We start from the raw sequence: 24,229 nt of genomic DNA on the forward strand, positions 1-24,229 counted from the left end.
GGCTGATCTGAGGCATTTGATCGGTCTAATGTGGGATATCGACCACATGTCACGACACCGATCTACGGCCCGCCACCGATCGTGGCGGGGACCAGGGAGGGACACCCATGAGCACCGAAGAGCACGCACCCCTGACACCCGAGGAGCTCGCCGGGGAGGGCATCACGGCGCTGCCGGACAAGGAGGTCATCTCGATCCTCGACCTCGCCGCTGACGTCGACCTCGCGATCGACGGAGCAGCCCCGATCGACCTCGCCGTGGCTCTCAACGCCAACATCGTCGCCCCGATCGACGCTGCCGTCAGCGCCAACCTGCTGAGCGACAACTCCACCAGCCAGGCACTGGCGGACCAGGGCGTCCAGATCACGCAGACGATCGACGCCGACGCGCTGGCAACAGGGGTCCAGGACAGCCAGATCGACCAGAGCGACACCGTCGTCCCCGGCACCACCGAGTCCGGCACCGGCACGACGGGCGGCGCCACGACCGACGGCACCTCGGGCGACGGCATGCTGACGGCTGCCACGACCACCGACGACGCGACCCAGCCCCAGACCGAGGCCCTCTCCGCCACGAACAGTGAGCCCGTCGACGGCAGCGTCGTCGTGGACTCGGCCGGCAACGTGATCGGCACGCTCGACAGCGCGACCGGCAACGTCATCGGGTCGGACGGAGCCATCCTCGGTTCCCTCAACGAGACGACGGGTGTGGTCGTCGACTCGGCCGGCAACCTGATCGGCACCGTGACCGACATCATCGACGGCGCGACGGTCGTGGGCTCCAACGGTGCGGTCCTCGGCGTCCTCGATGCCGCGACCGGCAACGTGCTCGACGCGTCGGGCAACGTGGTCGGCACCCTTGACCCGCTCACCGGTGAGGTGCTCAACACCGTCGGCACCGTGGTGGGGACGGTCACCGGTCTCGTCGACGGCACGACGGTCCTCGACTCCGCCGGCAACGTGGTCGGGACCCTCGACGGCGTCACCGGCAACGTCGTCGACTCCGCCGGCAACGTCATCGGCGCGCTCGACCCGATCACCGGTCAGGTCCTCGACGCCGCCGGCAACATCGTGGGCACGGTCGGTCAGGTCGTCGACGACGTCACCGACACGCTCGGCGGACTCAACACGGGCGACCTGCTCAAGGGCGACCTGCTCAACGTCGACGTCAACGTCGACCTCGACGCCGACCTGGCCGCGCCGATCAACGGCGCCGTGGCCGCCAATGCCAACGTCGCGGCGCCGATCGACGCCGCGGTCGCGGCCAACATCCTGTCCGAGGGTTCCGAGGCGACCGCCCTCGCCCAGCAGGACGCGATCATCACCCAGTCGATCACCGGTGTCGCGGAGGCGACCTCCGAGCAGACCTCGGACATCAACCAGTCCTCGGTCGAGCCGGTCGACACGGACACGGCCTCCGCTGACGGTGTCGACGGCATGGTCACCTCGGGCGACACCGAGTCGACGGGGACGACCGACCCCGCGCAGGTGGACCCCGCTCCTGAGGTCGTCGCCGAGGACCCCGCGACGACACCCACCGATGAGTCGACTGCGACCGACACCACGACGCCCGCTCCGGCGGAGACCACGACGCAGTGACCACGCTGGTCGACGCCCCGGCGCGCGTCGACGGCGTCCAGCTCATCGGCGAGATGGTGGGGTCCGGCTATCGGACCCCACCGTCCCTGGTGCGCCGCGCCGACGGGCAGGTGCTCCAGCTCACCCCGCTGCTCTACCTCGTCCTGAGCGCTGTCGACGGCCGGCGCAGCTGTGCAGACATCGCAGGGCTCGTGGGCCCTGCGATGGGTCGGTCGGTGAGCGAGGACAACATCCGGACGCTGGTCGACGGGCAGCTGCGCCCACTCGGCCTGCTCCGGAAGGCTGACGGGTCCGAGCCGGAGCTCAAGCGCTCCGACCCGCTCCTCGGCCTGAAGCTGCGCTGGGCAGCCACCGACCCCAGCACCACCCGTCGGCTCACCGACCCGTTCAGGCCGTTGTTCCGGCCGGTCGTCGCGGCCGCGGTCACGTTGGGCTTCGTGCTGGTCGTCGCCTGGGTCTTCTTCGACCGCGGGTTGGGAAGATCGGCGTACGACGCCTTCGACCGCCCGCACCTGTTGCTGCTCGTGTTCGCCGTCTCGGTCCTGTCAGGGGGATTCCACGAGTTCGGGCATGCCGCCGCAGCGCGCTACAGCGGCGCCCAGCCCGGTGTGATGGGGGCCGGGCTCTATCTCGTCTGGCCGGCTTTCTACACCGACGTGACCGACAGCTACCGGCTCGGCCGGGCCGGCCGGATCCGCACCGACCTGGGCGGTCTCTACTTCAACGCCATCGTCGTGTGCCTGACGTTCGTCTGGTGGTGGGCCACCGGTTGGGAGGCGCTGCTGCTGCTGGTCGCGACCCAGGTCCTCCAGATGGCCCAGCAGCTCCTGCCCCTGCTGCGCTTCGACGGCTATCACCTGCTCGCCGACATCGCCGGCGTCCCCGACCTCTATCACCGGATCCGCCCGACCCTGCTCGGCCTGCTGCCGCACCGCTGGAACGACCCCGAGAACGCCGTCCTCAAGCCGTGGTCGCGCGCCGTGATCACCCTGTGGGTCTTGATCACCATCCCGATGATGGCGCTCATGCTGTGGGCGCTGGTCATGGCCGTCCCCAGGCTCCTCGGCACTGCGGGAGGCGCGATCGAGCGTGACACCGAAGCCGTGGCCCGGGCGTGGGCAGACGGCGGTGCCATCGACGTCGCCGCCCACGTGCTCCAGGTCCTGGCGGTCGTCCTGCCGATCCTCGCCTGCGCGATGATCCTGGGCCGGATCGGCGTCAGGTGGTTCGGCGGACTGGCGAAGTGGAGCCGCGGCTCGGCCCCCAAGCGAGTGTTGGCCGCTGCCGCGAGCGCCCTGCTCGTGACCGGGCTCTCCTGGGCCTGGTGGCCGAATCCTGGCACCTACCGTCCCATCGGCCCCGATGAGCGCGGCCTCGTCACCAGCCTCCTGCCCGTGTCGAGCACGGGCCCAGCTGACGTGGTGGGTCGCGCCGCGCCCGGCATGCTGGCCGATCCCGGGTCGCGCCCGATCGGCTCGGCGGCCCAGGAGCGTCTCTCCAGCGGCGAACCCCTGGTCGCGGTCCTGGAGAAGGGTGAGAAGCGCCCGACGAAGCAGGACCCGGTCATGGCGATGGTGCTCGTCCCGACGAGCGAGCCGGGTGCCACCGCCTCGGCGACGAGCTCCCCGGACGTCTTGCCGTCCGACGGGCCCGCTCCCACTGCCGCTCCCCCTGCGACGACTCCGGTGGCCACGGAGCCCCCCGGTGGCACGTGGGTCTTCCCGTTCGACCAGCCGTTGGCACCCGAGGAGGGCGACAACCAGGCGCTGGCGGTCAACACCACCGACGGCTCCGTCACCTACGACCTGGCCTTCGCCCTCGTGTGGGCCGAGGACGACGAGGTCCTCAACGTGAACGAGGCCCACGCCTACGCCTCGTGCACCGACTGTGCCGCCGTCGCGGTCGCCTTCCAGGTCGTCCTGATCATGGACGACGCCCAGGTGGTGATCCCGCAGAACCTCGCGACAGCCGCCAACTACGAGTGCCTGCGGTGCATCACCGCGGCCATCGCCAACCAGCTCGTCCTGTCGGTGCAGGAGGCACCGGGCGAGGAGGAGCTGCACGACCTCGCTGACGTCTGGACGCGGCTGCTGGAGTTCGGTCAGAACATCACGTCCTACACCTTGACGGAGGTCGCCGAGCAGCTGGAGACATTCAAGGAGGAGATCATCACGATCCTCGGTGAGTCCCCCGTGGTGGAGCTGGACGACTCGACCACGGCGACTCCTGCCGACGGTTCGACAAGTCCGTCGCCGACCACGACGACGTCGGGCACCGCCACGCCCTCTCCGTCGACGACGACCAGTCCGTCGACGACGTCCTCGCCCTCGCCCACCCAGAGCAGCAGCACGACGCCGGCGCCGACCACGTCCACCAGCTCACCCACGACGACCAGCTCGCCGACGACCACGAGCTCGCCGACCACGACCACGACCACCACGCCGTCGCCGACCACGACGTCGTCGCCGTCACCGTCGACGACCCAGTCGTCCTCGACGTCGACGGCATCGACGTCGACGTCGAGCGGAACGGTGTCGCCGACCGCCACACCCTGATCCGTCCGGGTGTCCTAGCGGGGCAGGACCATCTGGTAGGCGGCGCGCTCGAGTCGCCAGGAGCGACTGCGCTCGGGGCCATAGACCTCGCCGTCGGCGGAGACCCAGAACTCGTCACCGCGCACCGAGACCTCGTTGCCGCGGACATAGAGGACGTCGTCGCGCTCGTGGTGCTCACCGCGCCGCAGGTGTGCGACATAGCCGAGCTTGGCCGTGACGGAGACGGCTCGGGAGATCATCACGTCCAGGCTCCCGCTCTCGGGGTCGGCCTCCGGGGTGAGCTCGGTCCCGCCGCCGACGTTGGCGCCGTTGCCGACGGCCACCATCAGGACGGGGCGGTCGAGGTCGTTGACGACCTTGCCGTCGACCTCGACGAGCAGCCGTTGGCTGGGGGGCTCGAACGCGGCGAGGACCGCCCCGATCGGATAGCCGAGCTTGCCGAGGTTGAGCCGGCCGACACCGACGCTGCCGAGTCGCCCCTTCCACCGGTGGCCTCGCCGACTGGCCTGGGCGCCGGCGCCGACGTGGACGTTGTTCACGACGACCGCGCCCGTCTCGTCGATGATCAGGTCGACCGGTCTCGGCTCGCCGTCCAGCGCGAGGTGTGCGGCCTCCTCGATGTCGAGGGGGATGCCGGTGCCTCGCGCGAAGTCGTTGCCCGTGCCCATGGGGAGCAGTGCGAGGGTCTTGGTCGACAGCTCGTTGCGCTTGTGGAGCGCCGCGACGACCGCGTGGAGGCTTCCGTCGCCGCCCGCGACCACGATCCGGCGCGAACCCGCGCGGTGCAGCACGCCGTCGAGCTCACCGGGGTTGGAGGTCGCGCACACCTCGACCGAAGCCTCGTGGCGGAGGATCGCCAAGGCCTGCTCGAGCGACGCCTCGTCGGAGGTGCCGGCGTCGCTGTTGGTGATGACCAGCATGGGATCCACCCGGCGGACAGTAGTCGACGGTGCGTTAACGTGTTGTGGCAAGAGCTCCGGTGCACTTGCGCCGGGGCTGTTTTCTTTCCCTGGTCGTTCCACAGTGCAACTTCCAACAGGCTACTTCCGTCAGGAGGGCTGCGATGCCCGCGATCGTCGTACTCGGTGCCCAGTGGGGCGATGAGGGCAAGGGCAAGGCGACCGACCTGCTCGCCACCACCGACACCATCGACTACGTGGTCCGCACCAGCGGCGGCCACAACGCCGGACACACGATCGTGGTCAACGGCGAGAAGTTCGCCACCCACCTGCTGCCCAGCGGCATCCTGACCCCGGGGGCCACCAGCGTCATCGCCAACGGCGTCGTCGTCTCGCCCGAGGCCCTCTTCCGCGAGCTCGACAGCCTGATCGAGCGCGGGGTCGACGTCGCCGAGCTCAAGGTGAGCGCCAACGCCCACGTGATCGCGACCTACCACGCGACGATCGACAAGGTCACCGAGCGCTTCCTGGGCAAGAACCTCATCGGCACGACCGGCCGAGGCATCGGCCCGGCGTATGCCGACAAGGTCAACCGCGTCGGCATACGCATCGCCGACCTGTTCGACGAGGACATCCTGCGGCAGAAGGTCGAGGGTGCGCTCGACGTCCGCAACCACCTCCTGACCAAGGTCTACAACCGGCGGGCGATCGAGGTGGAGGCAGTGGTCGAGGAGCTGCTGTCCTACGTCGACCGGCTCCGTCCGATGGTGTGCGACACGTCGCTGCTGCTCAACCAGGCGCTCGACGCCGGCAGGACCGTGCTGTTCGAGGGTGCGCAGGCGACCATGCTCGACGTCGACCACGGCACCTATCCGTTCGTGACGTCCTCGAGCGCCGTCGCCGGCGGTGTCTGCATCGGCGCCGGCATCGGCCCGACCCGTATCGACCGGGTCATCGGCGTGATCAAGGCCTACACCACGCGCGTCGGCTCCGGGCCGTTCCCCACCGAGCTCTTCGACGAGGACGGCGCCGAGCTCCAGCGCATCGGTGGCGAGATCGGCGTCTCCACCGGCCGCACCCGCCGCTGCGGTTGGTATGACGCGGTGATCGCGCGCTACGCGAGCAGGGTCAACGGCCTCACCGAGTTCTTCCTCACCAAGCTCGACGTCCTCGACAGCTGGGAGCGCATCCCCGTGTGCGTGGCCTACGAGATCGACGGCCAGCGGGTCGAGGAGATGCCGATGACCCAGACCGAGCTGCACCACGCCAAGCCGATCTATGAATACTTCGACGGCTGGCAGCAGGACATCTCCGGGTGCCGGTCCTTCGCCGACCTGCCGAAGAACGCGCAGGTCTACGTCGAGGCCCTCGAGCGGATGTCCGGCTCGAAGATCTGGGGCGTCGGGGTCGGGCCCGGCCGCGAGCAGACGCTCGTCGTCCACGACTGAGGTTCGAGACGCCTCGTTGCGCCGCGGGCGCCTGACCCCCATGGTGTGGGCATGGCTCGCGAACTCAACGACCTGACCGTCGCCATCACCGGCGGCGCCCGCGGCATCGGGGCCGCCACCGCCGAGCGGCTCGAGCGGGCCGGCGCGGACGTGGTCATCGGTGACCGGGACGCCGACGTCCTCGCGGCGACGGCGCGCGACCTCGGTGTCCGCAGCCACCCCCTGGACGTCACCGACGCGACGAGCTGGCGAGACTTCGTCGCAGCAGCCGGCGCCGTCGACGTGCTCGTCAACAACGCCGGCATCATGCCGATCGGCTCGATCCTCAAGGAGGACGAAGCCGTCACCCGCGCGGTCGTCGACGTCAACCTGCACGGCGTCATCATCGGCACGAAGGCGGTCGCCCCGCAGATGGCCGAGCGGGGGCGTGGACACATCATCAACGTGGCCTCGGCGGTCGGCCGGGTGGCCACGGCCGACGGTGCGACCTACACGGCCAGCAAGTTCGCGGTCGTCGGCTTCAGTGAGGCGACCCGCCTGGAGCTGGCCCCGCAGGGGATCGAGGTGTCGCTGGTGATGCCCACCGTGGTCCGCACCGAGCTGGCCGCGGGCATCAGGCAGGCCAAGGGCGTCAAGGAGATCGGGCCCGAGGACGTGGCCGAGGTGATCGAGCTGATGATCCGCAAGCCCAGGCCCGAGATGTGGGTGCCGCGCTGGACCCAGCCCATGTCGCGAGTGACGACGATGCTGCCCAAGCGCGTCCAGCAGGTCATCAGCGACCGCTTCGAGGCCAACGTGCTGGCCGAGCGTGACGACGCTGCCCGCTCCGCCTACGAGGAGCGCGTGCGACGCAGCTGATCGAGTCCCTGCGACCGACCAGCGAGATGAACGGGTTCGGGGAGTCGCTGCGCCGCCGATAGGATCAGCGCCCGTGAAGACTCTCGTGATCGGCACCGGAGGCCGCGAGCACGCCCTCGCACTGGCCCTGTCCCTCGATCCTGAGGTCAGCGAGGTCCACGCGGCGCCGGGCAATCCCGGCATCGGCGCGGTCGCCACCCTCCACGACGTCGACCCGATGGACGGTGCCGCGGTCGCGGCCCTCGCCTCCTCCCTCGACATCGACCTGGTGGTCGTCGGGCCCGAGGCGCCGCTGGTGGCGGGCGTCGCGGACGCAGTGCGTGAGGCCGGGATCGCCGTCTACGGGCCGTCGCAGGCCGCCGCGCAGCTCGAGGGGTCGAAGGCGTTCAGCAAGGAGGTGATGGCAGCCGCGGGTGTGCCGACGGCAGCCTCGCGGACGTGCGAGACGCCGGAGCAGGTCGCCGCCGCACTCGACGAGCTCGGAGCGCCATACGTCGTCAAGGACGATGCGCTCGCAGCCGGCAAGGGTGTCGTGGTGACCGGTGACCGCGACGAGGCGCTGGCCCACGCTGCGACCTGTGGGCGGGTGGTGATCGAGGAGTTCCTCGACGGGCCCGAGGTCTCCGTCTTCGCGGTCTGCGACGGGCAGCAGGCGCGGGCCCTCATGCCGGCCCAGGACTTCAAGCGGATCTTCGACGGTGGCCACGGCGCCAACACCGGCGGCATGGGCTCCTACGCTCCGCTGCCCTGGGCGCCGCCCGGGCTGGCGGACCAGGTGCTCGCGACCGTCGTCCAGCCGACGCTCGACGAGATGAACCGCCGTGGCACCCCGTTCGTCGGCACCCTCTACGTCGGCCTCGCGCTGACCGTGGGCGGGCCGCGGGTGATCGAGTTCAACTGCCGCTTCGGCGACCCCGACACCCAGCCCGTCCTTGCCCTGCTCACCTCGCCCCTCGGTGGGTTGCTCAAGGCAGCCGCGGACGGCGACCTCGACTCGGTGCCCGAGCCCACCTTCGCCGACGGCGCCTGCGTCACCGTCGTGATGGCGAGCGCCGGCTATCCCGAGTCGTCATCGAAGGGCGACGTGATCGTGGGGACGGAGACCCTCGCCAAGGAGCCGGACGTCGACGTGATCCACGCCGGCACGGCCCGCACCGACGCCGGGCTCGTGACCGCCGGCGGGCGCGTGCTCGCCGTACGCGCGACGGGATCGGACGTCGCCGATGCCCGGGCCAAGGCATATGAGGGCGTCGCCACCATCTCGTTCCCCGGCGCCCAGTGGCGCCGCGACATCGCGGCCGAGCCGCTCGGTGTCGTCGAGGGCGCCTCGTTCACCACCCCGACCGGAGAGTCCTGACATGACCGTCCCCAACGTGCTCGCCACCCGCTATGCCGCGGCCGACCTCGCGGCCATCTGGTCGCCCGAGCACAAGATCGTCATGGAGCGGCGGCTGTGGCTGGCTGTGCTCAGGGCGCAGCGCGACCTCGGCATCGAGGTGCCGGACGGTGTCGTCGAGGCCTACGAGGCCGTGGTCGACCAGGTCGACCTCGACTCGATCGCGGCGCGCGAGCGGATCACCCGGCACGACGTGAAGGCGCGGATCGAGGAGTTCGCCGCGCTCGCCGGGCACGAGCACATCCACAAGGGGATGACGAGCCGCGACCTGACCGAGAACGTGGAGCAGCTCCAGGTCAAGCAGTCGCTGGAGCTGATGCGCGACCGCGCCGTGGCGGTGCTCGCCAGGCTCGCTCGCCTCGCGGCAGAGCACGAGACCACGGTGATGGCCGGCCGCTCGCACAACGTCGCCGCGCAGGCGACGACCCTCGGCAAGCGTTTCGCCACCGTCGCCGACGAGCTGATGATCTCGCTGCAGCGCGTCGAGGAGCTGCTCGCGCGCTATCCCCTGCGGGGCATCAAGGGCCCGATGGGGACCTCGCAGGACATGCTCGACCTGCTCGGCGGCGACGAGGCCAGGCTCGACGACCTCGAGCACCGCGTCGCCTCCCACCTCGGCTTCGACCACGTCCTGATGAGCGTCGGCCAGGTCTATCCCCGCTCCCTCGACTTCGACGTCCTCAGCTCGCTCGTGCAGCTGGTGTCGGCTCCCTCCAACCTCGCCACCACCATCCGGCTGATGGCCGGCATCGAGCTGGTGACCGAGGGCTTCAAGGAGGGCCAGGTCGGTTCATCGGCCATGCCCCACAAGATGAACACCCGTTCCTGCGAGCGCGTCAACGGCCTGGCCGTGGTGATCCGCGGCTATCTCTCCATGGTCGGCGAGCTCGCCGGCGACCAGTGGAACGAGGGCGACGTCTCCTGCTCGGTCGTACGCCGAGTGGCGCTCCCTGACGCGTTCTTCGCCGCCGACGGGCTGTTCCAGACGTTCTTGACGGTGCTCGACGAGTTCGGGGCCTTCCCGGCCGTGATCGAGCGCGAGCTCATGCGCTACCTCCCGTTCCTGGCGACGACCAAGGTGCTGATGGCGGCCGTGCGCAACGGCGTCGGGCGCGAGGTCGCCCACGAGGCAATCAAGGAGGCCGCCGTCGGCGTCGCGCTGGACATGCGCCAGGGCCAGGCCGAGAACGACGTCTTCGACCGGCTCGCGGCGGACGACCGCCTGGGTCTGAGTCGTGCCCAGATCGACGAGCTCGTCTCGTCGCCGCTGGAGTTCACCGGCGCCGCCGTCCAGCAGGTGCAGGCGGTGCTCGCCCGTGTCGAGGACGTCGTACGACGCCACCCCGACGCGTCGGCATACGCGCCCGGCGCGATCCTCTGACGCACGCCGGCGTCAACGCGCGGCGTGTCCCCACGCCTGTGACAGCCAGCCGCGGACCTCGTCGTCCACCTGGCTGACGTCGTCGACCTCGAGGTGGTGCATCCAGACCTTCGGTGACGGGTGGGCGACCTCCTTGAAGCGGGGGGAGTCGAGCCGTGTCGGGAGGGCGATGGACAGCACGACGGGAACGCTCGAGCGGACATAGCGCCCGGGACGCCACACGAAGGCGAAGGCGACGTCACGCCTGAAGGCGATCTGGCTCTTCGTCACCCGGGTCTCGACCTCTCCGAGCTCCGAGACCGATCGGGCGATCTGCTCGAAGATCACCAGCCCGGCCGGCGAGTCGGCGAAGAAGTCCGCGGGGCCGACGTCAGTCACCGGACCTCCAGGACTTCACGGCGGCCGCCAGGGCGATCGACAGCACGACCAGGGCGGCCACCAGGGCCCAGCGAGCTGCCTGCGCCGGATCCATGACCTTGGCGGCGGTGAGGTAGACCGTCATCAGCAGCGCGGCGCCGAGGGCCGAGCCGATCCGCTGGCCCGTCTGCAGGGCCCCGCCGGCGGCGCCTCCCATCCGCGGCGGCACCTCGGCCAGGGTGAGGGTGAAGTTGGGGGAGATGACGCCGCCACCACCGACCCCGGCCAGGAACATCGCGGGCGCCAGCGTGAACCACAGCGAGTCCGTCGGTGACGTCACGAGCCAGGCGGACAGCGCTGTGCCGGTCATCATCACGCTCAGCGCGAGCAGCGTGACCCGTCGCCCGATCCGTCCCACGAGACGCCCGGCCAGCGGTGCCGTCGTGGCCGCGCCCGCGGCGAAGGGCGTCATCAGCAGGGCGGCCTGCAACGGCGAGAGGCCGACCCCCTCCTGCAGGTGGACGGAGAGGACGAGGAAGATCCCCGTGAAGCCGGTGAAGTACAACGTGCCGACGAGCAGTCCGTTGGCATAGCCCGGGAGGCCGCGCAGCAGCGTCACGTCGAGCAGGGGTGGGAGTCCCCGACCCACGGTCTGCTTCTCCCAGCGGACGAACGTCCACGCCAGCGGCGGGAACGCTGCCAGGAGCAGCAGCGCAGGACCCGGCCCGGCTTCGAGGCTGATCAGTGGATAGAGCACCGCCAGCACGGCCAGCCCGAGCAGCAGCGCCCCCGGCAGGTCGACCCGGGGGTCCTGCTCGGCCTGGGCGCCGACGTCGTTGTCGGGGACGAGCCGGTGGATCAGGACGAGGGCGACGAGCCCGATGGGGACGTTGATCAGGAACAGCGCACGCCACCCGTTCTCCTCGCCGAGCAGGGCGATGAGCAGACCCCCGATGAGCGGGCCGGTGGCCGAGGCGATGGCGACGGTGAAGCCGAACATCCCGAAGGCACGGCCGCGCTCGGCGCCGCGGAAGAGCTGCTGGATCAGGCCGGAGTTCTGCGGCGTGAGCAGCCCGGCGCTCGCGCCCTGGGCGAGGCGGGCCAGGACGATCGTGACGGCGTTGGGGGCGAGGCCGACCGCGATGCTGGACAGCACGAACCCGACCATGCCGATCGTCATCAGCCGCCGTCGGCCGTGCGCGTCGCCGAGTCGCCCACCCGCGACCAGGGTCATCCCGAACGCCAGGGCGTAGCCCGACACCACCCACTGGATCGTCGCTGCGCTCGTGTCGAGACCGGCCCGGATCGAGGGGACCGCGACGTTGACGATCGTGACGTCGAGCAGCGACATGAAGCCGACCAGCAACGAGACGGCGAGCACGCGCCAACGGCGCGGGTCGGGGACGTATGGCGCGGCGTGCTCACTCATCGCGGGCCAGCCTCTCACCCGCCCCGGCGTGGCCAGGATCTCGTCGTCGCCGGTTCGTCCCCACGGGCGTGCGCTGCTGACAATGGATGACATGTCAGCCCCCGTCACCACGTCGGTCACCCGCCACGTCGACCCGTCACGGACGACGGAGATGCGCGCCTGGGTCCAGGCCGGGACGGCGCTGGCCGAGCAGTTCGACGGGTTCCTCGGCAGTGGCTGGGTGCGGCCGAGCGAGGACTCGCCCGAGTGGCACATGCTCTATCGCTTCGCCGACTCCGCCTCGCTGGCCGCCTGGGAGGCGAGCCCGCAGCGGGCATGGTGGCTGGAGGCCGCACAGGGTCGCATCGAGGCCACGCGCGTCGAGCGCCGTACGGGCATCGAGGGGTGGTTCGACGAGCCCGCCACCGTGCAGCCCGCCGCTGCTGCGCCGGCCGTTGCGCCGCCGCGCTGGAAGCAGATGGTGGTGATCTTCCTGGTCTTCTTCCCGCTCAGCCTCGCCTCCAACTGGGTCTCCGGACACCTGATCGGCGACTGGCCCCTGCCGCTACGCGTGCTCGTCTCGGTCCTGGTGATGACGCCGCTGATGACCTATGTCCTGCTGCCGTGGATGACGCGCAAGATGGCGTGGTTCCTGCACCGCTGAGGACGCGGATAGGCTCGCCCGGTGGCTGACTTCAACATCCCCGACGCGCCTGCCATCGCTGGCACGACCCACCTCCACTCGGGGAAGGTGCGCGACCTCTACCGCATCGACGCCGGCGAGCACGCCGGTCGGCTGCTGATGGTTGCGAGCGACCGGATCTCGGCCTACGACTTCGTCCTCGACACCACGATCCCCGACAAGGGCGAGATCCTCACCCGGATGTCGTCGTGGTGGTTCGACCAGCTGGCGGACCTCGTGCCCAACCACGTCGTGTCGCTGGACGTCCCTGCCGAGGTCGCCGGCCGCGCGGTCGTCTGCGAGTCGCTCGACATGTTCGGAGTCGAGTGCGTGGCTCGCGGCTATCTCACCGGGTCGGGATTGCTCGACTACCGCAGCGCCGGCGAGGTGTGCGGCATCCCCCTGCCGTCCGGCCTGGAGGACGGTTCCCTCCTGCCGGAGCCGATCTTCACCCCCGCGACGAAGGCTGCCGTCGGTGATCACGACGAGAACGTGTCCTTCGACGCGGTCGTCTCGGCCGTCGGCCGCAGCACGGCCGACGAGCTGCGCGACCTGACGCTGGCGGTCTATGCCCAGGCCCATGAGGTCGCCCGCGAGCGCGGCATCATCCTGGCCGACACCAAGCTCGAGTTCGGCCGCCGACCCGACGACACGATCGTCCTGGCCGACGAGGTCCTGACACCCGACTCGAGCCGGTTCTGGCCGGCCGCCGACTGGCAGCCGGGTCGCGCGCAGGCGTCCTACGACAAGCAGATCGTCCGCGACTGGCTCACCTCCCCGGAGTCCGGCTGGGACCGGTCGTCGGGCGACGCCCCGCCACCGCTGCCCCAGGCGGTCGTGGACCGGACACGCGCGAGATATGTCGAGGCCTACGAGCTGTTGACGGGGGAGCGGTTCTGATGCCCCGGCGCTTCCGGGCGACCGTCGACCTGCCTGTCGGGTGCGACGTCGCGTTCGACTACCTCGGGGACCCGCGCAACCGCCCCGAGTGGCAGTCGTCGCTGCTCTCGGTGACGTTGGCCGAGCGTGGCGCGGAGCCGAGGCTGGGTCAGAAGTGGCGGGAGACCACGATGGTGGGCGTGCGACCGCGCATGGAGATCACCCGCTTCGAGCGACCTCACGCCTGGGCGGAGGTCGGCTCCTGGCGGGGCATCTCGGCGACGCTGAGCCTGGACTTCGAGGAGCGCTCGACCGGCTGCCGGGTCGTGGCCGAGGGTGAGGTCACCGGCCGTGGGCCGTATGCCGCCCCCGCCGCCCTCGCAGCACGGCTCGCGGGTGTCGCGATCGGCGCCGACCTCCGCAAGGCGGGCCGGATCCTTGCGCGACGCCTCTGACGCCTACCACGGGATATCCAGACGCCTTCCAGGGATATCCATGGGAGCAATCGGGGTGCGACCGGCGGATTCACCCCGCGATCGCCCATGGATATCGACCTGGTCCTCGGTAGGTTGGCGAGCATGACGACCCTCGCCTCCCTGCTCGAGAAGTCCGCCGTCGCCCATCCCGACCGCACCGCGGTCGTCCTGGGTGACACGCGCCTGACCTATGCCCAGGTCGACGGTGCGGCCAACCAGGTGGCCAACCTGCTGGTCGCCCGGGGCATCGAGCCGGGCGACAAGGTCGCGCTCAGCTGCCCCAACCTGCCCTACTTCCCGATCGTCTACTACGGCATCCTCAAGGCCGGCGCGACGGTCGTGCCCCTCAACGTCCTGCTCAAGGGGCGCGAGGTCGCCTACCACCTCGCCGACTCGGACGCGAAGGCCTACTTCTGCTTCCAGGGCACCCCGGAGCTGCCGATCGGGCAGGAGGGCCACGCCGGCTTCGAGCAGACCGACTCGTGCGAGCACTTCTTCATGATCACGGCAGACCCGGCAGCCGCCTCGCCGGTCGAGGGCACCGAGACACTCGGTCAGGCGATGTCCGGCCAGCCGCCGACGATGCAGTCCGTGGAGGTCAGCGAGGAAGACACGGCTGTCATCCTCTACACCTCCGGCACGACCGGGCAGCCCAAGGGCGCCGAGCTGCGCCACCGCAACATGGTCTCCAACGCGCTGGTGAGCGAGCAGCTGTTCGGCGCCGACGCGGCCAACCCCGACACCTACCTGTGCGTGCTGCCGCTGTTCCACTCCTTCGGCCAGACCGTGATCATGAACGGCGGCTTCGCGTTCGGCGGGACCGTCGTGATGCTTCCGCGCTTCGACGCGGACGCGGCCCTCAAGACGATGGCCGGGGAAGGGGTCACCTTCTTCGCCGGGGTGCCGACGATGTACTGGGGACTCCTCGGTGCCCTCGACGACTCCGGTGTCGACGTCCGGGCCCTGGCCGACCAGCTGCGGGTCGCCGTCGCCGGCGGTTCGGCACTGCCGGTCGAGGTGCACAAGGAGTTCGCGCAGCGGTTCGGCGTCACCATCCTGGAGGGGTACGGCCTGTCCGAGACGTCGCCGGTGGCCAGCTTCGCGCCGTACGGCGAAGAGGTCCGCGTGGGGTCGATCGGGGTTCCCATCCCCGGGGTGGAGATGAAGCTGATCAACCCCGAGCCGGGGGACTGGTCGGAGGCGAGCGGGGAGATCGGGGAGATCGCGATCAAGGGCCCGAACATCATGAAGGGCTACTACGACCGCCCGGACGCGACAGCAGAGGCGATCCACGACGGCTGGTTCCGCTCCGGCGACCTCGGTCGCAAGGACGACGACGGCTTCTACTACATCGTCGACAGGTCCAAGGACATGATCATCCGCGGCGGCTACAACGTCTATCCGCGGGAGATCGAGGAGGTCCTGATCACCCATCCCGGGGTCAGCCTGGCCGCCGTCATCGGTGTCCCGCACGAGAGCCACGGCGAGGAGATCAAGGCCGTGGTGATCCGCACCAAGGACGCCGAGCTGACCGAGGACGAGCTCGTCGCGTGGAGCAAGGAGCAGATGGCGACCTACAAGTACCCGCGCATCGTCGAGTTCGTCGACGAGCTGCCGATGACCGCCACCGGCAAGATCCTCAAGCGCGAGCTCGCCTGATGAAGCCGCTGCTGATCGTGCTCGGCGTCCTGATGACCCTGGCCGGGGCGGTCTGGACCTTCCAGGGGCTGGGCTACCTCGAGGGCAGCCCGATGACCGGTGAGGACACCTGGGCGATGATCGGGCCGGTCGTCGCCGGCCTGGGGGTTGCCCTGCTGATCGTCGCTGTCCGCCCCCGCCACTAGCCCCGGCGACCCCGTCGGCGGTCACTGGTCTGGACCGGCGTTGACCCGGGGCTGTGCCCCGGCGACTGTCGGGGGATGTTGCGTCGAGCGTTGGTCGCCTCCACGACGGTGGCACTGGTGATGGCCAGCGCCTCGCCGTCGTCCGCAGTCGTCACCGCAGACTTCAGCGGGGACGTCTTCGACGACGGCGCCAACGACTCGTATGCCGTGCGGTGCTCGAGCGGGACCATGCGCGCCGGCACGAGCGACTCCATGCGGCAGTGCAGCCAGCTCTTCGCCATCACCGTGATCAGCGGACCCGGGACCGACTTCATCAAGCTCGCCGAGGTGGTGCCGTCGGCGTTCTCCAACCTGCAGGCGATCTCGGTCTTCGCGGCCGGCAACGTCAACAACGTCGACACGATCATCGGCTCGCCGTTCTCCGACTTCGTGACGGGCGACTCGACGGACGTCGTGACCACCGGCCAGGGCGACGACAGCATCAGCGGCGCCAAGGACGCTCGCGGGGAGGGTGGCGACGACGTCTTCAGGTCGGTGGTCGGCTTCGCCAGCGGCGGGGAGGGGGACGACCGGTTCATCCGGATCAGGCCGCAGTTCGGGATCGACGGCGGGCTCGGGACCGACACGTGGGACCTCGAGCTGGAGACGGTGGCCGGCGAGGCGGGCACGACGGTCGTGCTCGACCAGGGCTCCCTCGTGGTGACGATGCCGGGCATCCAGCCCCAGGTCACTGCGGCCACCACGGTCGAGCAGGTGACGGTGACGATGGCGAGCTCCGGACAGGTCTGGAACGGCGCCGCCTTCGCCGGACGGCAGGACGTGCGTGCGCTGGGTGGGCCGGACGCCCTCACCGGTGGTCCGGGTCGTGACTCCCTCGATGGCGGCAGCGGCGACGACGCCCTCACGGGCGGGGCTGGACCGGACGACATCGACGGTGGCGACGGCAACGACACCGTCGACGCACGCGACGGGGAGGTCGACCTCGTCGACTGCGGAGCCGGGGTCGACGCGGTGACCGCCGACGCTGCCGACGTGGTCATCGGCTGCGAGACGGTCAACCTGCCGGCTGTTCCGCCGGCCGTCACCCCGGTCGCGCCGGCCGCCCCGGAGACCCTCTCGATCAGCGGCAGGTCGAAGGTGACCAAGCCGAGGACGGCGAAGTTCACGTTCTCCTCACCGACCGCCGGGGCGACCTTCCAGTGCAAGGTGGACCGCAAGGCGTGGAAGGCCTGCACGTCGCCGTACAAGGTGAGGACCAGGAAGCTCGAGCCCGGCAAGCACAAGCTGCTGGTGCGCGCGGTCGTCGGGTCGGCGGTCGACGCCAGCCCGGCCAGGAAGGTGTTCAGGGTCCGCCGCGGCTGACCGCGTTCGGGGCGTCCGTGGACGCCGATAGGATCGACCCCGCAATCCCCCGACGCCCAGGAGCACCCGTGGCCCGATACGTGGTCGATGTCATGCCCAAGCCCGAGATCCTCGACCCGCAGGGCAAGGCGGTGCACGGCGCACTCCCGCGCCTGGGCTTCGCCGGCGTCCAGGACGTCCGCCAGGGCAAGCGGTTCGAGATCGAGCTCGAGGGCGAGGCCTCCGACGAGCTGCTCGCCGAGGTGCAGCGGATGGCCGAGACCCTGCTGTCCAACCCGGTGATCGAGGACTTCGCGGTGCACGTCGAGGGCGACGGCGTCGGCGGGAAGCACACAGCATGAAGGTCGGGGTCGTCACCTTCCCCGGTTCGCTCGACGACGTCGACGCGCAGCGTGCCATCCGACTCGGCGGCAACGAGGCCGTCGCGCTGTGGCACGGCGACCACGACCTGCGAGGCGTGGACGCGATCGTCCTGCCCGGCGGATTCTCGTATGGCGACTACCTCCGCTGCGGCGCCATCTCCCGTTTCGCTCCGGTGATGACCGAGGTCATCGAGGCTGCGAGCAAGGGGATGCCGGTGCTCGGCATCTGCAACGGCTTCCAGATCCTGTGCGAGTCCCACCTCCTGCCGGGCGCACTCATCCGCAACGACCACCGCAAGTTCGCGTGCATCGACCAGCGGCTGCGCATCGAGAACACCTCGACCCCGTGGACCTCCGCCTACGCCCCGGGCGAAGAGGTGACGATCGTGCTCAAGAACGGCGAGGGCGGGTTCATCGCCGACGAGGACACGCTCGACCGGCTCGAGGGCGAGGGGCGGGTCGTCGCGCGCTACCTCGACGACAACCCCAACGGCTCGATGCGCGCCATCGCCGGCATCACCAACGCGCGCGGAAACGTGGTCGGGCTGATGCCCCACCCCGAGCACGCGGTGGAGGACCTGTGTGGCCCCGGGACCGACGGGCTGGGGTTCTTCACCTCGCTCGCGGCCGCGACCTTCGCATGACGACTCTCTCCCCGCGACGCCTCTTCCGCTCGCTGGCCGTTGCCGAGGCGATCACCTGGGCGCTCCTGCTCGCCGGGATGTTCCTCAAGTACGTCACCGGCACGACCGAGCTCGGCGTCCGCGTCTTCGGCATGGTGCACGGGGTCGTCTTCATCGCCTACTGCCTGACGACGGTGGTCGTGGCTGCGGACCAGAGGTGGTCGTTGTCGCGGACCGCGCTCGGGTTGGCGGCCGCCATACCTCCGTTTGCGACGCTTCCCTTCGAGGTCTACGCCGAGCGACGCGGGCTGCTCGGGTCGGCCTGGCTCTCGGCTCCCGACAGCCCGAGCGCCGTGCAGCGCGCGGTCAGCTGGCTGCTGGGGCATGCCGCTCTCGCCCTCGGCCTGGCCGTGCTCGCGGTCGGTGGGCTCACCACCGCGGCACTGGTCGTCGGCCCGCCCGTCGGGTAGGCCCGCGGCTCGGTGGTCGAGGAGAGCCGAAGGCTCGTCACGAAACCCCCTTGAGCAGCTTCTTCCAGGTCGAGCGGTTGACCACGCCGGTCGCCGGCATGCTGCGGCGGGCCTGATAGGTGCGTACGGCGGCGCCGGTCCGCGCGTCATAGAGGCCGCTCGACTTCAGGCGTCCCGCGCCCGAGGCGTTGAGGGCTCGCTGGAGGCGGTGCACCGCCTCGCCGGTGGAGCCGACCTTGAGCACCGGCGTGCTCCCTGCGGCCAGGAGCCCCGTCCAGTGGCGGGCCGAGAAGGTGCTGCTCGTGCGGAGCTTGCTCTGTGACTGCCACGCGTTGGCCGCGGCGACCGTGGCCTGGTCGTAGGAACCGGAGACGTCGCCGGCATAGATGCCCTTCTCCTTGAGCAGGCACTGCAGGACCTTGACGCGGTTTCGCCTGGCGGCGGTCGGCGTCAGGTCGGGATATTTCCAGAAGGCGACCTTGAGCCCGCCGCAGTGGCTGTCGGGGGTGGGCTGGGAGCCGGCGCCGAGGTCGAGGAAGTTGCTGTCGATGTTGATGGTGACGCCTCCCCAGGTCTCGTTGTGCCCACCGAGGTATTGCTTCACCCGGCCGCCGGGACGCCAGCCGTCCTCGCCGATGTAGGTCGTGGACGTGTTGGCCACGCCGTCCCAACGGGCGATCCAGATGCGGTCGGGAAGGGCGAACTGCCCCGGGCGCTGCAGCCTGGCGTCGTCGAGCATCTTGATCCCCGAGCTGGCGCTGGAGTAGAAGCCGCTGACGAAGCCGCGCTCCTTGATCCGGGTCACCCAGGAGCTGACGAACGCGAGGGCCGACTCGCGGCAGTGCGTGTCCTTGAGGTCGAAGGCCTCGAGGTCGTACCACAGCGTGCTGCCGGCGGCGATCCCGAGCGCGGCGGCGTCGGCGGCGTTCTTGTCGGCCTCCACGGCTCCCTGCGCGCGGGCGGTGGCGTAGGCGTCGCCGGGCCTGGGGCTGATCTTGAAGTCGTCGTCGTAGCGCGGGAAGCGGTCCAGGCAGCTGGCCTGCGGGCCCAGGGCGATGGGCAGCAGTCGCCATCCCTTCGCCAGCTGGGTGCTGATCCACGTCGGCGTGAGGTTGGGCTGCTGGCGGCAGGCGCGGGAGTCGCCGGAGATGTAGATGCCCACGGCGAGGAACGGTGACTTGTTCAGCCAGGCGTCCATGGCCTTCTGGGTCGGCGCCAGGCACTGGTCGAAGCCGTAGCCGGTGAAGTCGCCGGGGGTGACGACGTTGCCCCGGCGGTCGGGACGTTCGGATCCGGGACGCTCGGACGCGGCGGCCAGCGTCGAGGCGGCGCCCGTCAGCGGCAGGGCGAGGGCGATCAGGGCAGCAGCAAGTCGGCGCACCGCCTCACCCTAGATCCCACCAGTCACATTCGTCCCACGTTCGCAGGCATCGGCGTCGCCGTCCGGTGCGCCTTGAGTAGATTGGCGCCCGTGTCCGAGACCGAGCAGGCCCGCCGTACTTCCACCCTCGACACCGTCGCCGTCGCGTCCGGCGACCCCGAGCGCGAGCAGCCGTGGGCCGACCTGGGCCTCAAGGCCGACGAATACAGCCGCATCCGCGAGATCCTCGGTCGCCGCCCGACCAGCAGCGAGCTCGCGATGTACAGCGTCATGTGGTCCGAGCACTGCTCCTACAAGTCGTCGAAGGTGCACCTCAAGCAGTTCGGCGAGGTCCCCCAGGAGACGCCCGTCGGCAAGATGCTCGCGGGCATCGGTGAGAACGCCGGCGTCATCGACATCGGCCAGGGCTACGCCGTCTCGTTCAAGGTCGAGTCCCACAACCACCCGTCCTACGTCGAGCCCTACCAGGGAGCGGCGACCGGCGTCGGCGGCATCGTCCGCGACATCCTGGCGATGGGGGCCCGTCCGATCGCGGTGATGGACCCGCTCCGCTTCGGCCCGCTCGACGCCCCCGACACCCACCGCGTGCTGCCCGGGATCGTGGCCGGCGTCGGTGGCTACGGCAACTGCCTGGGCCTGGCCAACATCGGCGGCGAGGTGGTCTTCGACAAGACCTACCTCGGCAACCCGCTCGTCAACGCCCTCGGCCTCGGCGTCCTGCGCCACGAGGACCTCCACCTCGCCAAGGCGGCCGGCGAGGGCAACCAGGTCATCCTGTACGGCGCCCGCACCGGTGGCGACGGGATCGGAGGCGTCTCGGTGCTGGCCAGCGAGACCTTCGACGCAGCGCCGGACGGTGCCGGGGGCACCAGCGGCCCCGCCAAGCGCCCCAGCGTGCAGGTCGGCGACCCGTTCATGGAGAAGCTCCTCATCGAGTGCACCCTCGAGCTCTTCGCCGCCGGCGTCGTCAACGGCATCCAGGACCTCGGCGGCGCCGGGCTCTCGTGCGCGACGTCCGAGCTGGCGTCCGCGGGCGACGGCGGCATGCGCTGCGACCTCGACCGCGTCCCGCTGCGTGACTCGACGCTGGCTCCCGAAGAGATCCTGATGAGCGAGTCGCAGGAGCGGATGATGGCGGTCGTCGAGCCGCACCACGTCGACGACTTCATGGCCATCTGCGCGAAGTGGGAGGTGGAGGCCGCCGTCATCGGCGAGGTCACCAGCACCGGTCGCCTCGAGATCGACTGGCACGGCGAGCGCGTGGTCGACGTCCCGCCCGCCTCGGTCGCCCACGACGGTCCGACCTACCACCGTCCGTTCGCGCGCCCCGCCTGGCAGGACGCGCTCCAGGCCGACCGGGCCGAGGCGCTGCGGCGTCCGACGACGGGCGAGGAGCTCGCGTCGACCCTGACGACCCTGGTGGCGAGCCCCAACCTCTGTGACCGGTCATGGGTCACCGACCAGTACGACCGCTACGTCCGCGGCAACACCGTGCTCGCCCAGCCCGAGGACGGCGGCATGATCCGCATCGACGACGACACCAACCTCGGCGTCGCGCTGTCGACCGACTGCAACGGCCGCTTCGCCAAGCTCGACCCCTACACCGGGGCGCAGCTCGCCTTCGCGGAGTCCTACCGCAACGTCTCCACCGTCGGCGCGATCCCGCTGGCGATGAGCGACTGCCTCAACTTCGGCTCGCCCGAGGACCCCGACGTCATGTGGCAGTTCGCCGAGGCCTGCCGGGGCCTCAAGGACGCCTGCCTGGAGCTCGGCATCCCCGTGACCGGCGGCAACGTCAGCCTCTACAACCAGACCGGCGAGACGGCCATCCTCCCCACCCCGGTGGTCGCGATCCTCGGCGTCATCGAGGACGTCACCCGCCGTACGCCGAGCGGCTTCCCGGCCGCCGACCAGCAGGTGTTCCTGCTGGGCGAGACCCGCGAGGAGCTCTCCGGCTCGGAGTGGGCCCACGTCGTCCACGACCACCTCGGCGGCCTGCCGCCGCGGGTCGACCTCGCCGCCGAGCGGGCCCTGTCGAAGCTGCTCGTCGAGGCTGCGCGCGATTCAGTTGTCACCGGTGCCCACGACCTGTCCGACGGTGGACTGGGTCAGGCCCTGGCGGAGTCCTCCTTCCGCAACGGGGTCGGGGTCTCGGTGTCGCTGGCCGACGTCGCGGGCGGCGACGCGTTCGTGGCCCTGTTCTCCGAGTCCGCTGCTCGCGCCATCGTGACGGTCACCCCCGACAACGCCGAGCGCCTTGTCGCCCTGGCCGAGCAGCACGGCGTCCCCATCGCCTCGATCGGTCGCACCGGAGGCGACACGATCAGCGTCGAGGGCCAGTTCGAGGTCTCGGTGGCCGAGCTGCGCGCGGCGTGGAGCGCCACGCTCCCTGACGCCCTGGGCTGACCAGCCGCCGCCTGAGCCCGCTCTCCCTTGTCACACGCGGGTGGTGGGGGCGTATGGCGCCTGGGACCCGCGCACGCCACCGCCTGAGCAGCAACCGGACCCCACCACCCGCGGGTGACGCCACGACCGTGGGGTGCGCGGGGCGACCCGCGACGATCGCGCGAACGACGAAGGGCCCCCGCCGAGGCGGGGGCCCTTCGCACTGGTGACTCGATCAGCTGCTGGGCTGCTCGTGGTCGTGGTCCTCGTGCAGACCGCCACCACTCGGCGTGCCGTCACCGCGGACGGTGCTGGTGGTGGGCTGGCTGAGCGAGCTCAGGTCCTGGCCGTAGGTCAGCACCGCGTGGGCCATCGCGTCGGAGTTGAAGTTGATGGCGTCGGGGTTGTTGTTGGTCACGTCGTCGCACTCGGCGTGGTAGCACTCGTCGTACGCAACGCCCGCCTGGCCGCCGAACAGCTCGGCCTGCGACTCGGTCTTGATGCCCTCGGCGCCGGTGAAGAGACCGCCGGCGGGGATGTCCATGGCGATGAACGGGCCGTAGTCGCTGCGGCCGCTGAAGGCGGTCTCGGCGGAGTTGAGCCCCTGCGAGTCGAAGTAGTCGTGGAACAGCTTCTCGATCTGGGCCGAGCCCTCCGGACCCTTGGCGGCACCAGGGCCGACAGGGAAGGCGGAGTTGTCGCCGTCATAGACGAACAGGCCGTAGTTGGGCGAGCCGACCATGTCGAAGTTGAGGTAGATCGCGATCTTCTCGAGCAGGTTGGGGTTGTTGGTCGCCAGGTCGTCGATGTAGTGCTCCGACCCGAGCAGGCCGAGCTCCTCAGCACCCCACCAGGAGAAACGCACCCGGTTGGTCAGCTTGGTGGTGGCCATCTGCTCGGCCACCTCGAGGAGGGCCGCCGAGCCGGAGCCGTTGTCGTTGCTGCCGGGGCCGACGACGACGCTGTCGAGGTGAGCACCCGTCTGGACCATGGTCTCGCGGTCACCGGTCTTGCTGTCCGCGTGGATGTTCCAGGTCTCGCGGATCTCGGACTCGGTCCGGGCCTTGATGGTGGCGGTGCCACCCTGCGCCAGTGACTCGCCGATCGCATAGCTGGTGCCGAGGGAGGGCACGGTGCCAACCGGCGAGCCGAGGGTGCCACCGAAGGCCGGGTTGCCCGGGTTGGTGTTCATCACGATCACCGCGGACGCCCCGGCGTCCTGGGCGTTGACCACCTTGACGGCGAAGGCGCAGGTCCCGCGACGGACGAGGGCGATGTTCCCGCTCGTGAAGCCGTTGAAGTCCGAGGTCTCGCAACCACTGGTGGACGTGCCGCCGAGGTTGAGGTCGACCGGCTGGACGGTGCCGTCGGTGACGCTGCCCGACCCGGAGTAGGTCATCAGCGCGAAGTCCTCGCCGTCGACGTAGGACGCCGCAGAGGGGGCGCTCACATCGAAGGTCGCCGGCTCGAGCTGGCGGTAGAACGGGAAGTCGAACGCCTGGACGGTCGGCTTGTAGCCGGCGGCCCGAAGCTTCGAGACGACGTAGTCCTTGGAGGCGGCGTAGCCCGGGGTCCCGGAGGCGCGCGTGCCGTCATTGCGGTCGGCGATCGCCTGGAGCGCGTTGAGGTGCTCGAAGACTCCTTCAGTGGTGACGGCTGCCCGGAGCGCTTCCGAGTTGGAGCTGCCGTCGGGGGTGTCGCCCGTGGCGGCCGGGGCGGAGAACGCTGCGGTGGCGAGCGCTGCCGACGAGGCGAGAGCCAGGAACGCCGTGCGGGTTGACCGCGACGTCCTGCGTGGGGATGTGGACATGGTGAAACCTTTCCGAGAGCCGAGAGCCGAGAGATTGCCCGGGGGAAGCCCCGGG

General features: G+C 70.4%; 21 protein-coding genes. 16 read left to right on the top strand and 5 right to left on the bottom strand.

All coding sequences use genetic code 11. The features are described 5' to 3' along the window. Positions 1-107: 107 nt before the first annotated feature. Both G7071_RS18670 and G7071_RS18675 read left to right on the top strand, forming a co-directional pair. The gene (locus G7071_RS18670; protein ID WP_206062930.1) at positions 108-1,598 is read left to right on the top strand and encodes an NHL repeat-containing protein; all 1,491 of its coding nucleotides are present in this window, start codon (positions 108-110) and stop codon (positions 1,596-1,598) included. Further along, a complete protein-coding gene (locus G7071_RS18675; RefSeq protein WP_206062931.1) occupies positions 1,595-4,153 on the top strand; it encodes a hypothetical protein in 2,559 nt (852 codons plus the stop codon). The genes G7071_RS18670 and G7071_RS18675 overlap by 4 nt, the downstream gene beginning before the upstream one ends. A 14-nt stretch (positions 4,154-4,167) precedes the next feature. On the opposite strand, the gene G7071_RS06685 is transcribed toward G7071_RS18675, so the two are convergent. After that, positions 4,168-5,073, bottom strand: coding sequence for a diacylglycerol/lipid kinase family protein (locus G7071_RS06685; protein ID WP_166320981.1), 906 nt, complete (start codon positions 5,071-5,073; stop codon positions 4,168-4,170). 143 nt (positions 5,074-5,216) lie between these two features. Here G7071_RS06685 and G7071_RS06690 point away from each other — a divergent pair, with 143 nt between their 5' ends. From G7071_RS06690 to purB, 4 genes are all read left to right on the top strand, one after another. Continuing rightward, positions 5,217-6,500: an adenylosuccinate synthase gene (locus G7071_RS06690; RefSeq protein ID WP_166316486.1), complete on the top strand. Its 1,284-nt coding sequence runs from the start codon at positions 5,217-5,219 to the stop codon at positions 6,498-6,500. 51 nt (positions 6,501-6,551) lie between these two features. Further along, positions 6,552-7,358 carry an SDR family oxidoreductase gene (locus G7071_RS06695; RefSeq protein ID WP_166316489.1) on the top strand — a complete coding sequence of 269 codons (807 nt, stop codon included), beginning with the start codon at positions 6,552-6,554 and terminating at the stop codon, positions 7,356-7,358. 73 nt (positions 7,359-7,431) lie between these two features. Then, positions 7,432-8,715: a phosphoribosylamine--glycine ligase gene (purD, locus tag G7071_RS06700; RefSeq protein ID WP_166316492.1), complete on the top strand. Its 1,284-nt coding sequence runs from the start codon at positions 7,432-7,434 to the stop codon at positions 8,713-8,715. Position 8,716: 1 nt separating this feature from the next. Then, positions 8,717-10,135 (top strand): adenylosuccinate lyase, encoded by a 1,419-nt coding sequence (purB, locus tag G7071_RS06705; protein ID WP_166316495.1) that lies wholly within the window; start codon positions 8,717-8,719, stop codon positions 10,133-10,135. Between the two features lie 12 nt (positions 10,136-10,147). Here purB and G7071_RS06710 read toward each other — a convergent pair whose 3' ends face one another. Next, a complete protein-coding gene (locus tag G7071_RS06710) occupies positions 10,148-10,513 on the bottom strand; it encodes a DUF5655 domain-containing protein (RefSeq protein ID WP_206062932.1) in 366 nt (121 codons plus the stop codon). Next, entirely contained in the window at positions 10,506-11,921 is a 1,416-nt protein-coding gene (locus tag G7071_RS06715) for an MFS transporter (RefSeq protein ID WP_166316498.1), read from the bottom strand. The genes G7071_RS06710 and G7071_RS06715 overlap by 8 nt, the downstream gene beginning before the upstream one ends. 91 nt (positions 11,922-12,012) lie before the next feature. Between G7071_RS06715 and G7071_RS06720 the strand changes: the two genes are divergently transcribed. The 9 genes from G7071_RS06720 (at position 12,013) to G7071_RS06760 (ending at position 18,598) form a co-directional block, all read left to right on the top strand. Then, positions 12,013-12,564, top strand: coding sequence for an antibiotic biosynthesis monooxygenase (locus G7071_RS06720; RefSeq protein ID WP_206062933.1), 552 nt, complete (start codon positions 12,013-12,015; stop codon positions 12,562-12,564). A gap of 21 nt (positions 12,565-12,585) precedes the next feature. Then, positions 12,586-13,482 (top strand): phosphoribosylaminoimidazolesuccinocarboxamide synthase, encoded by an 897-nt coding sequence (locus G7071_RS06725; protein WP_166316501.1) that lies wholly within the window; start codon positions 12,586-12,588, stop codon positions 13,480-13,482. After that, the gene (locus tag G7071_RS06730) at positions 13,482-13,916 is read left to right on the top strand and encodes an SRPBCC family protein (RefSeq protein WP_166316504.1); all 435 of its coding nucleotides are present in this window, start codon (positions 13,482-13,484) and stop codon (positions 13,914-13,916) included. Before G7071_RS06725 ends, G7071_RS06730 begins: the two co-directional genes overlap by 1 nt. Positions 13,917-14,039: 123 nt before the next feature. Beyond that, entirely contained in the window at positions 14,040-15,596 is a 1,557-nt protein-coding gene (locus G7071_RS06735) for a long-chain-fatty-acid--CoA ligase (protein WP_166316507.1), read from the top strand. After that, positions 15,596-15,781, top strand: coding sequence for a hypothetical protein (locus G7071_RS06740; protein ID WP_246210553.1), 186 nt, complete (start codon positions 15,596-15,598; stop codon positions 15,779-15,781). Before G7071_RS06735 ends, G7071_RS06740 begins: the two co-directional genes overlap by 1 nt. A 75-nt stretch (positions 15,782-15,856) precedes the next feature. Next, complete coding sequence (locus G7071_RS06745; RefSeq protein ID WP_166316510.1) at positions 15,857-17,143, top strand: calcium-binding protein; 1,287 nt, start codon at positions 15,857-15,859, stop codon at positions 17,141-17,143. Positions 17,144-17,211: 68 nt separating this feature from the next. Next, on the top strand, positions 17,212-17,484 hold the full coding sequence (purS, locus tag G7071_RS06750; RefSeq protein ID WP_166316513.1) for a phosphoribosylformylglycinamidine synthase subunit PurS: 273 nt from the start codon (positions 17,212-17,214) through the stop codon (positions 17,482-17,484). Continuing rightward, positions 17,481-18,149, top strand: coding sequence for a phosphoribosylformylglycinamidine synthase subunit PurQ (gene purQ / locus G7071_RS06755; RefSeq protein ID WP_166316516.1), 669 nt, complete (start codon positions 17,481-17,483; stop codon positions 18,147-18,149). Before purS ends, purQ begins: the two co-directional genes overlap by 4 nt. Beyond that, a complete protein-coding gene (locus G7071_RS06760) occupies positions 18,146-18,598 on the top strand; it encodes a DUF3817 domain-containing protein (protein WP_166316519.1) in 453 nt (150 codons plus the stop codon). The genes purQ and G7071_RS06760 overlap by 4 nt, the downstream gene beginning before the upstream one ends. Before the next feature lie 37 nt (positions 18,599-18,635). On the opposite strand, the gene G7071_RS06765 is transcribed toward G7071_RS06760, so the two are convergent. Beyond that, positions 18,636-19,979 (bottom strand): glycoside hydrolase domain-containing protein, encoded by a 1,344-nt coding sequence (locus G7071_RS06765; RefSeq protein WP_166316522.1) that lies wholly within the window; start codon positions 19,977-19,979, stop codon positions 18,636-18,638. A 90-nt stretch (positions 19,980-20,069) separates the two neighbouring features. Between G7071_RS06765 and purL the strand changes: the two genes are divergently transcribed. Continuing rightward, the gene (purL, locus tag G7071_RS06770) at positions 20,070-22,385 is read left to right on the top strand and encodes a phosphoribosylformylglycinamidine synthase subunit PurL (RefSeq protein ID WP_166316525.1); all 2,316 of its coding nucleotides are present in this window, start codon (positions 20,070-20,072) and stop codon (positions 22,383-22,385) included. 214 nt (positions 22,386-22,599) lie between these two features. Here the strand turns inward: purL and G7071_RS06775 are convergent, their stop codons facing one another. Further along, positions 22,600-24,174, bottom strand: a complete 1,575-nt coding sequence (locus tag G7071_RS06775; protein ID WP_166316528.1) for a M28 family peptidase — start codon at positions 24,172-24,174, stop codon at positions 22,600-22,602. Between the last annotated feature and the right edge of the window lie 55 nt (positions 24,175-24,229).

The sequence above is a fragment of the Nocardioides piscis genome (assembly GCF_011300215.1).
GTDB lineage: Bacteria > Actinomycetota > Actinomycetes > Propionibacteriales > Nocardioidaceae > Nocardioides > Nocardioides piscis.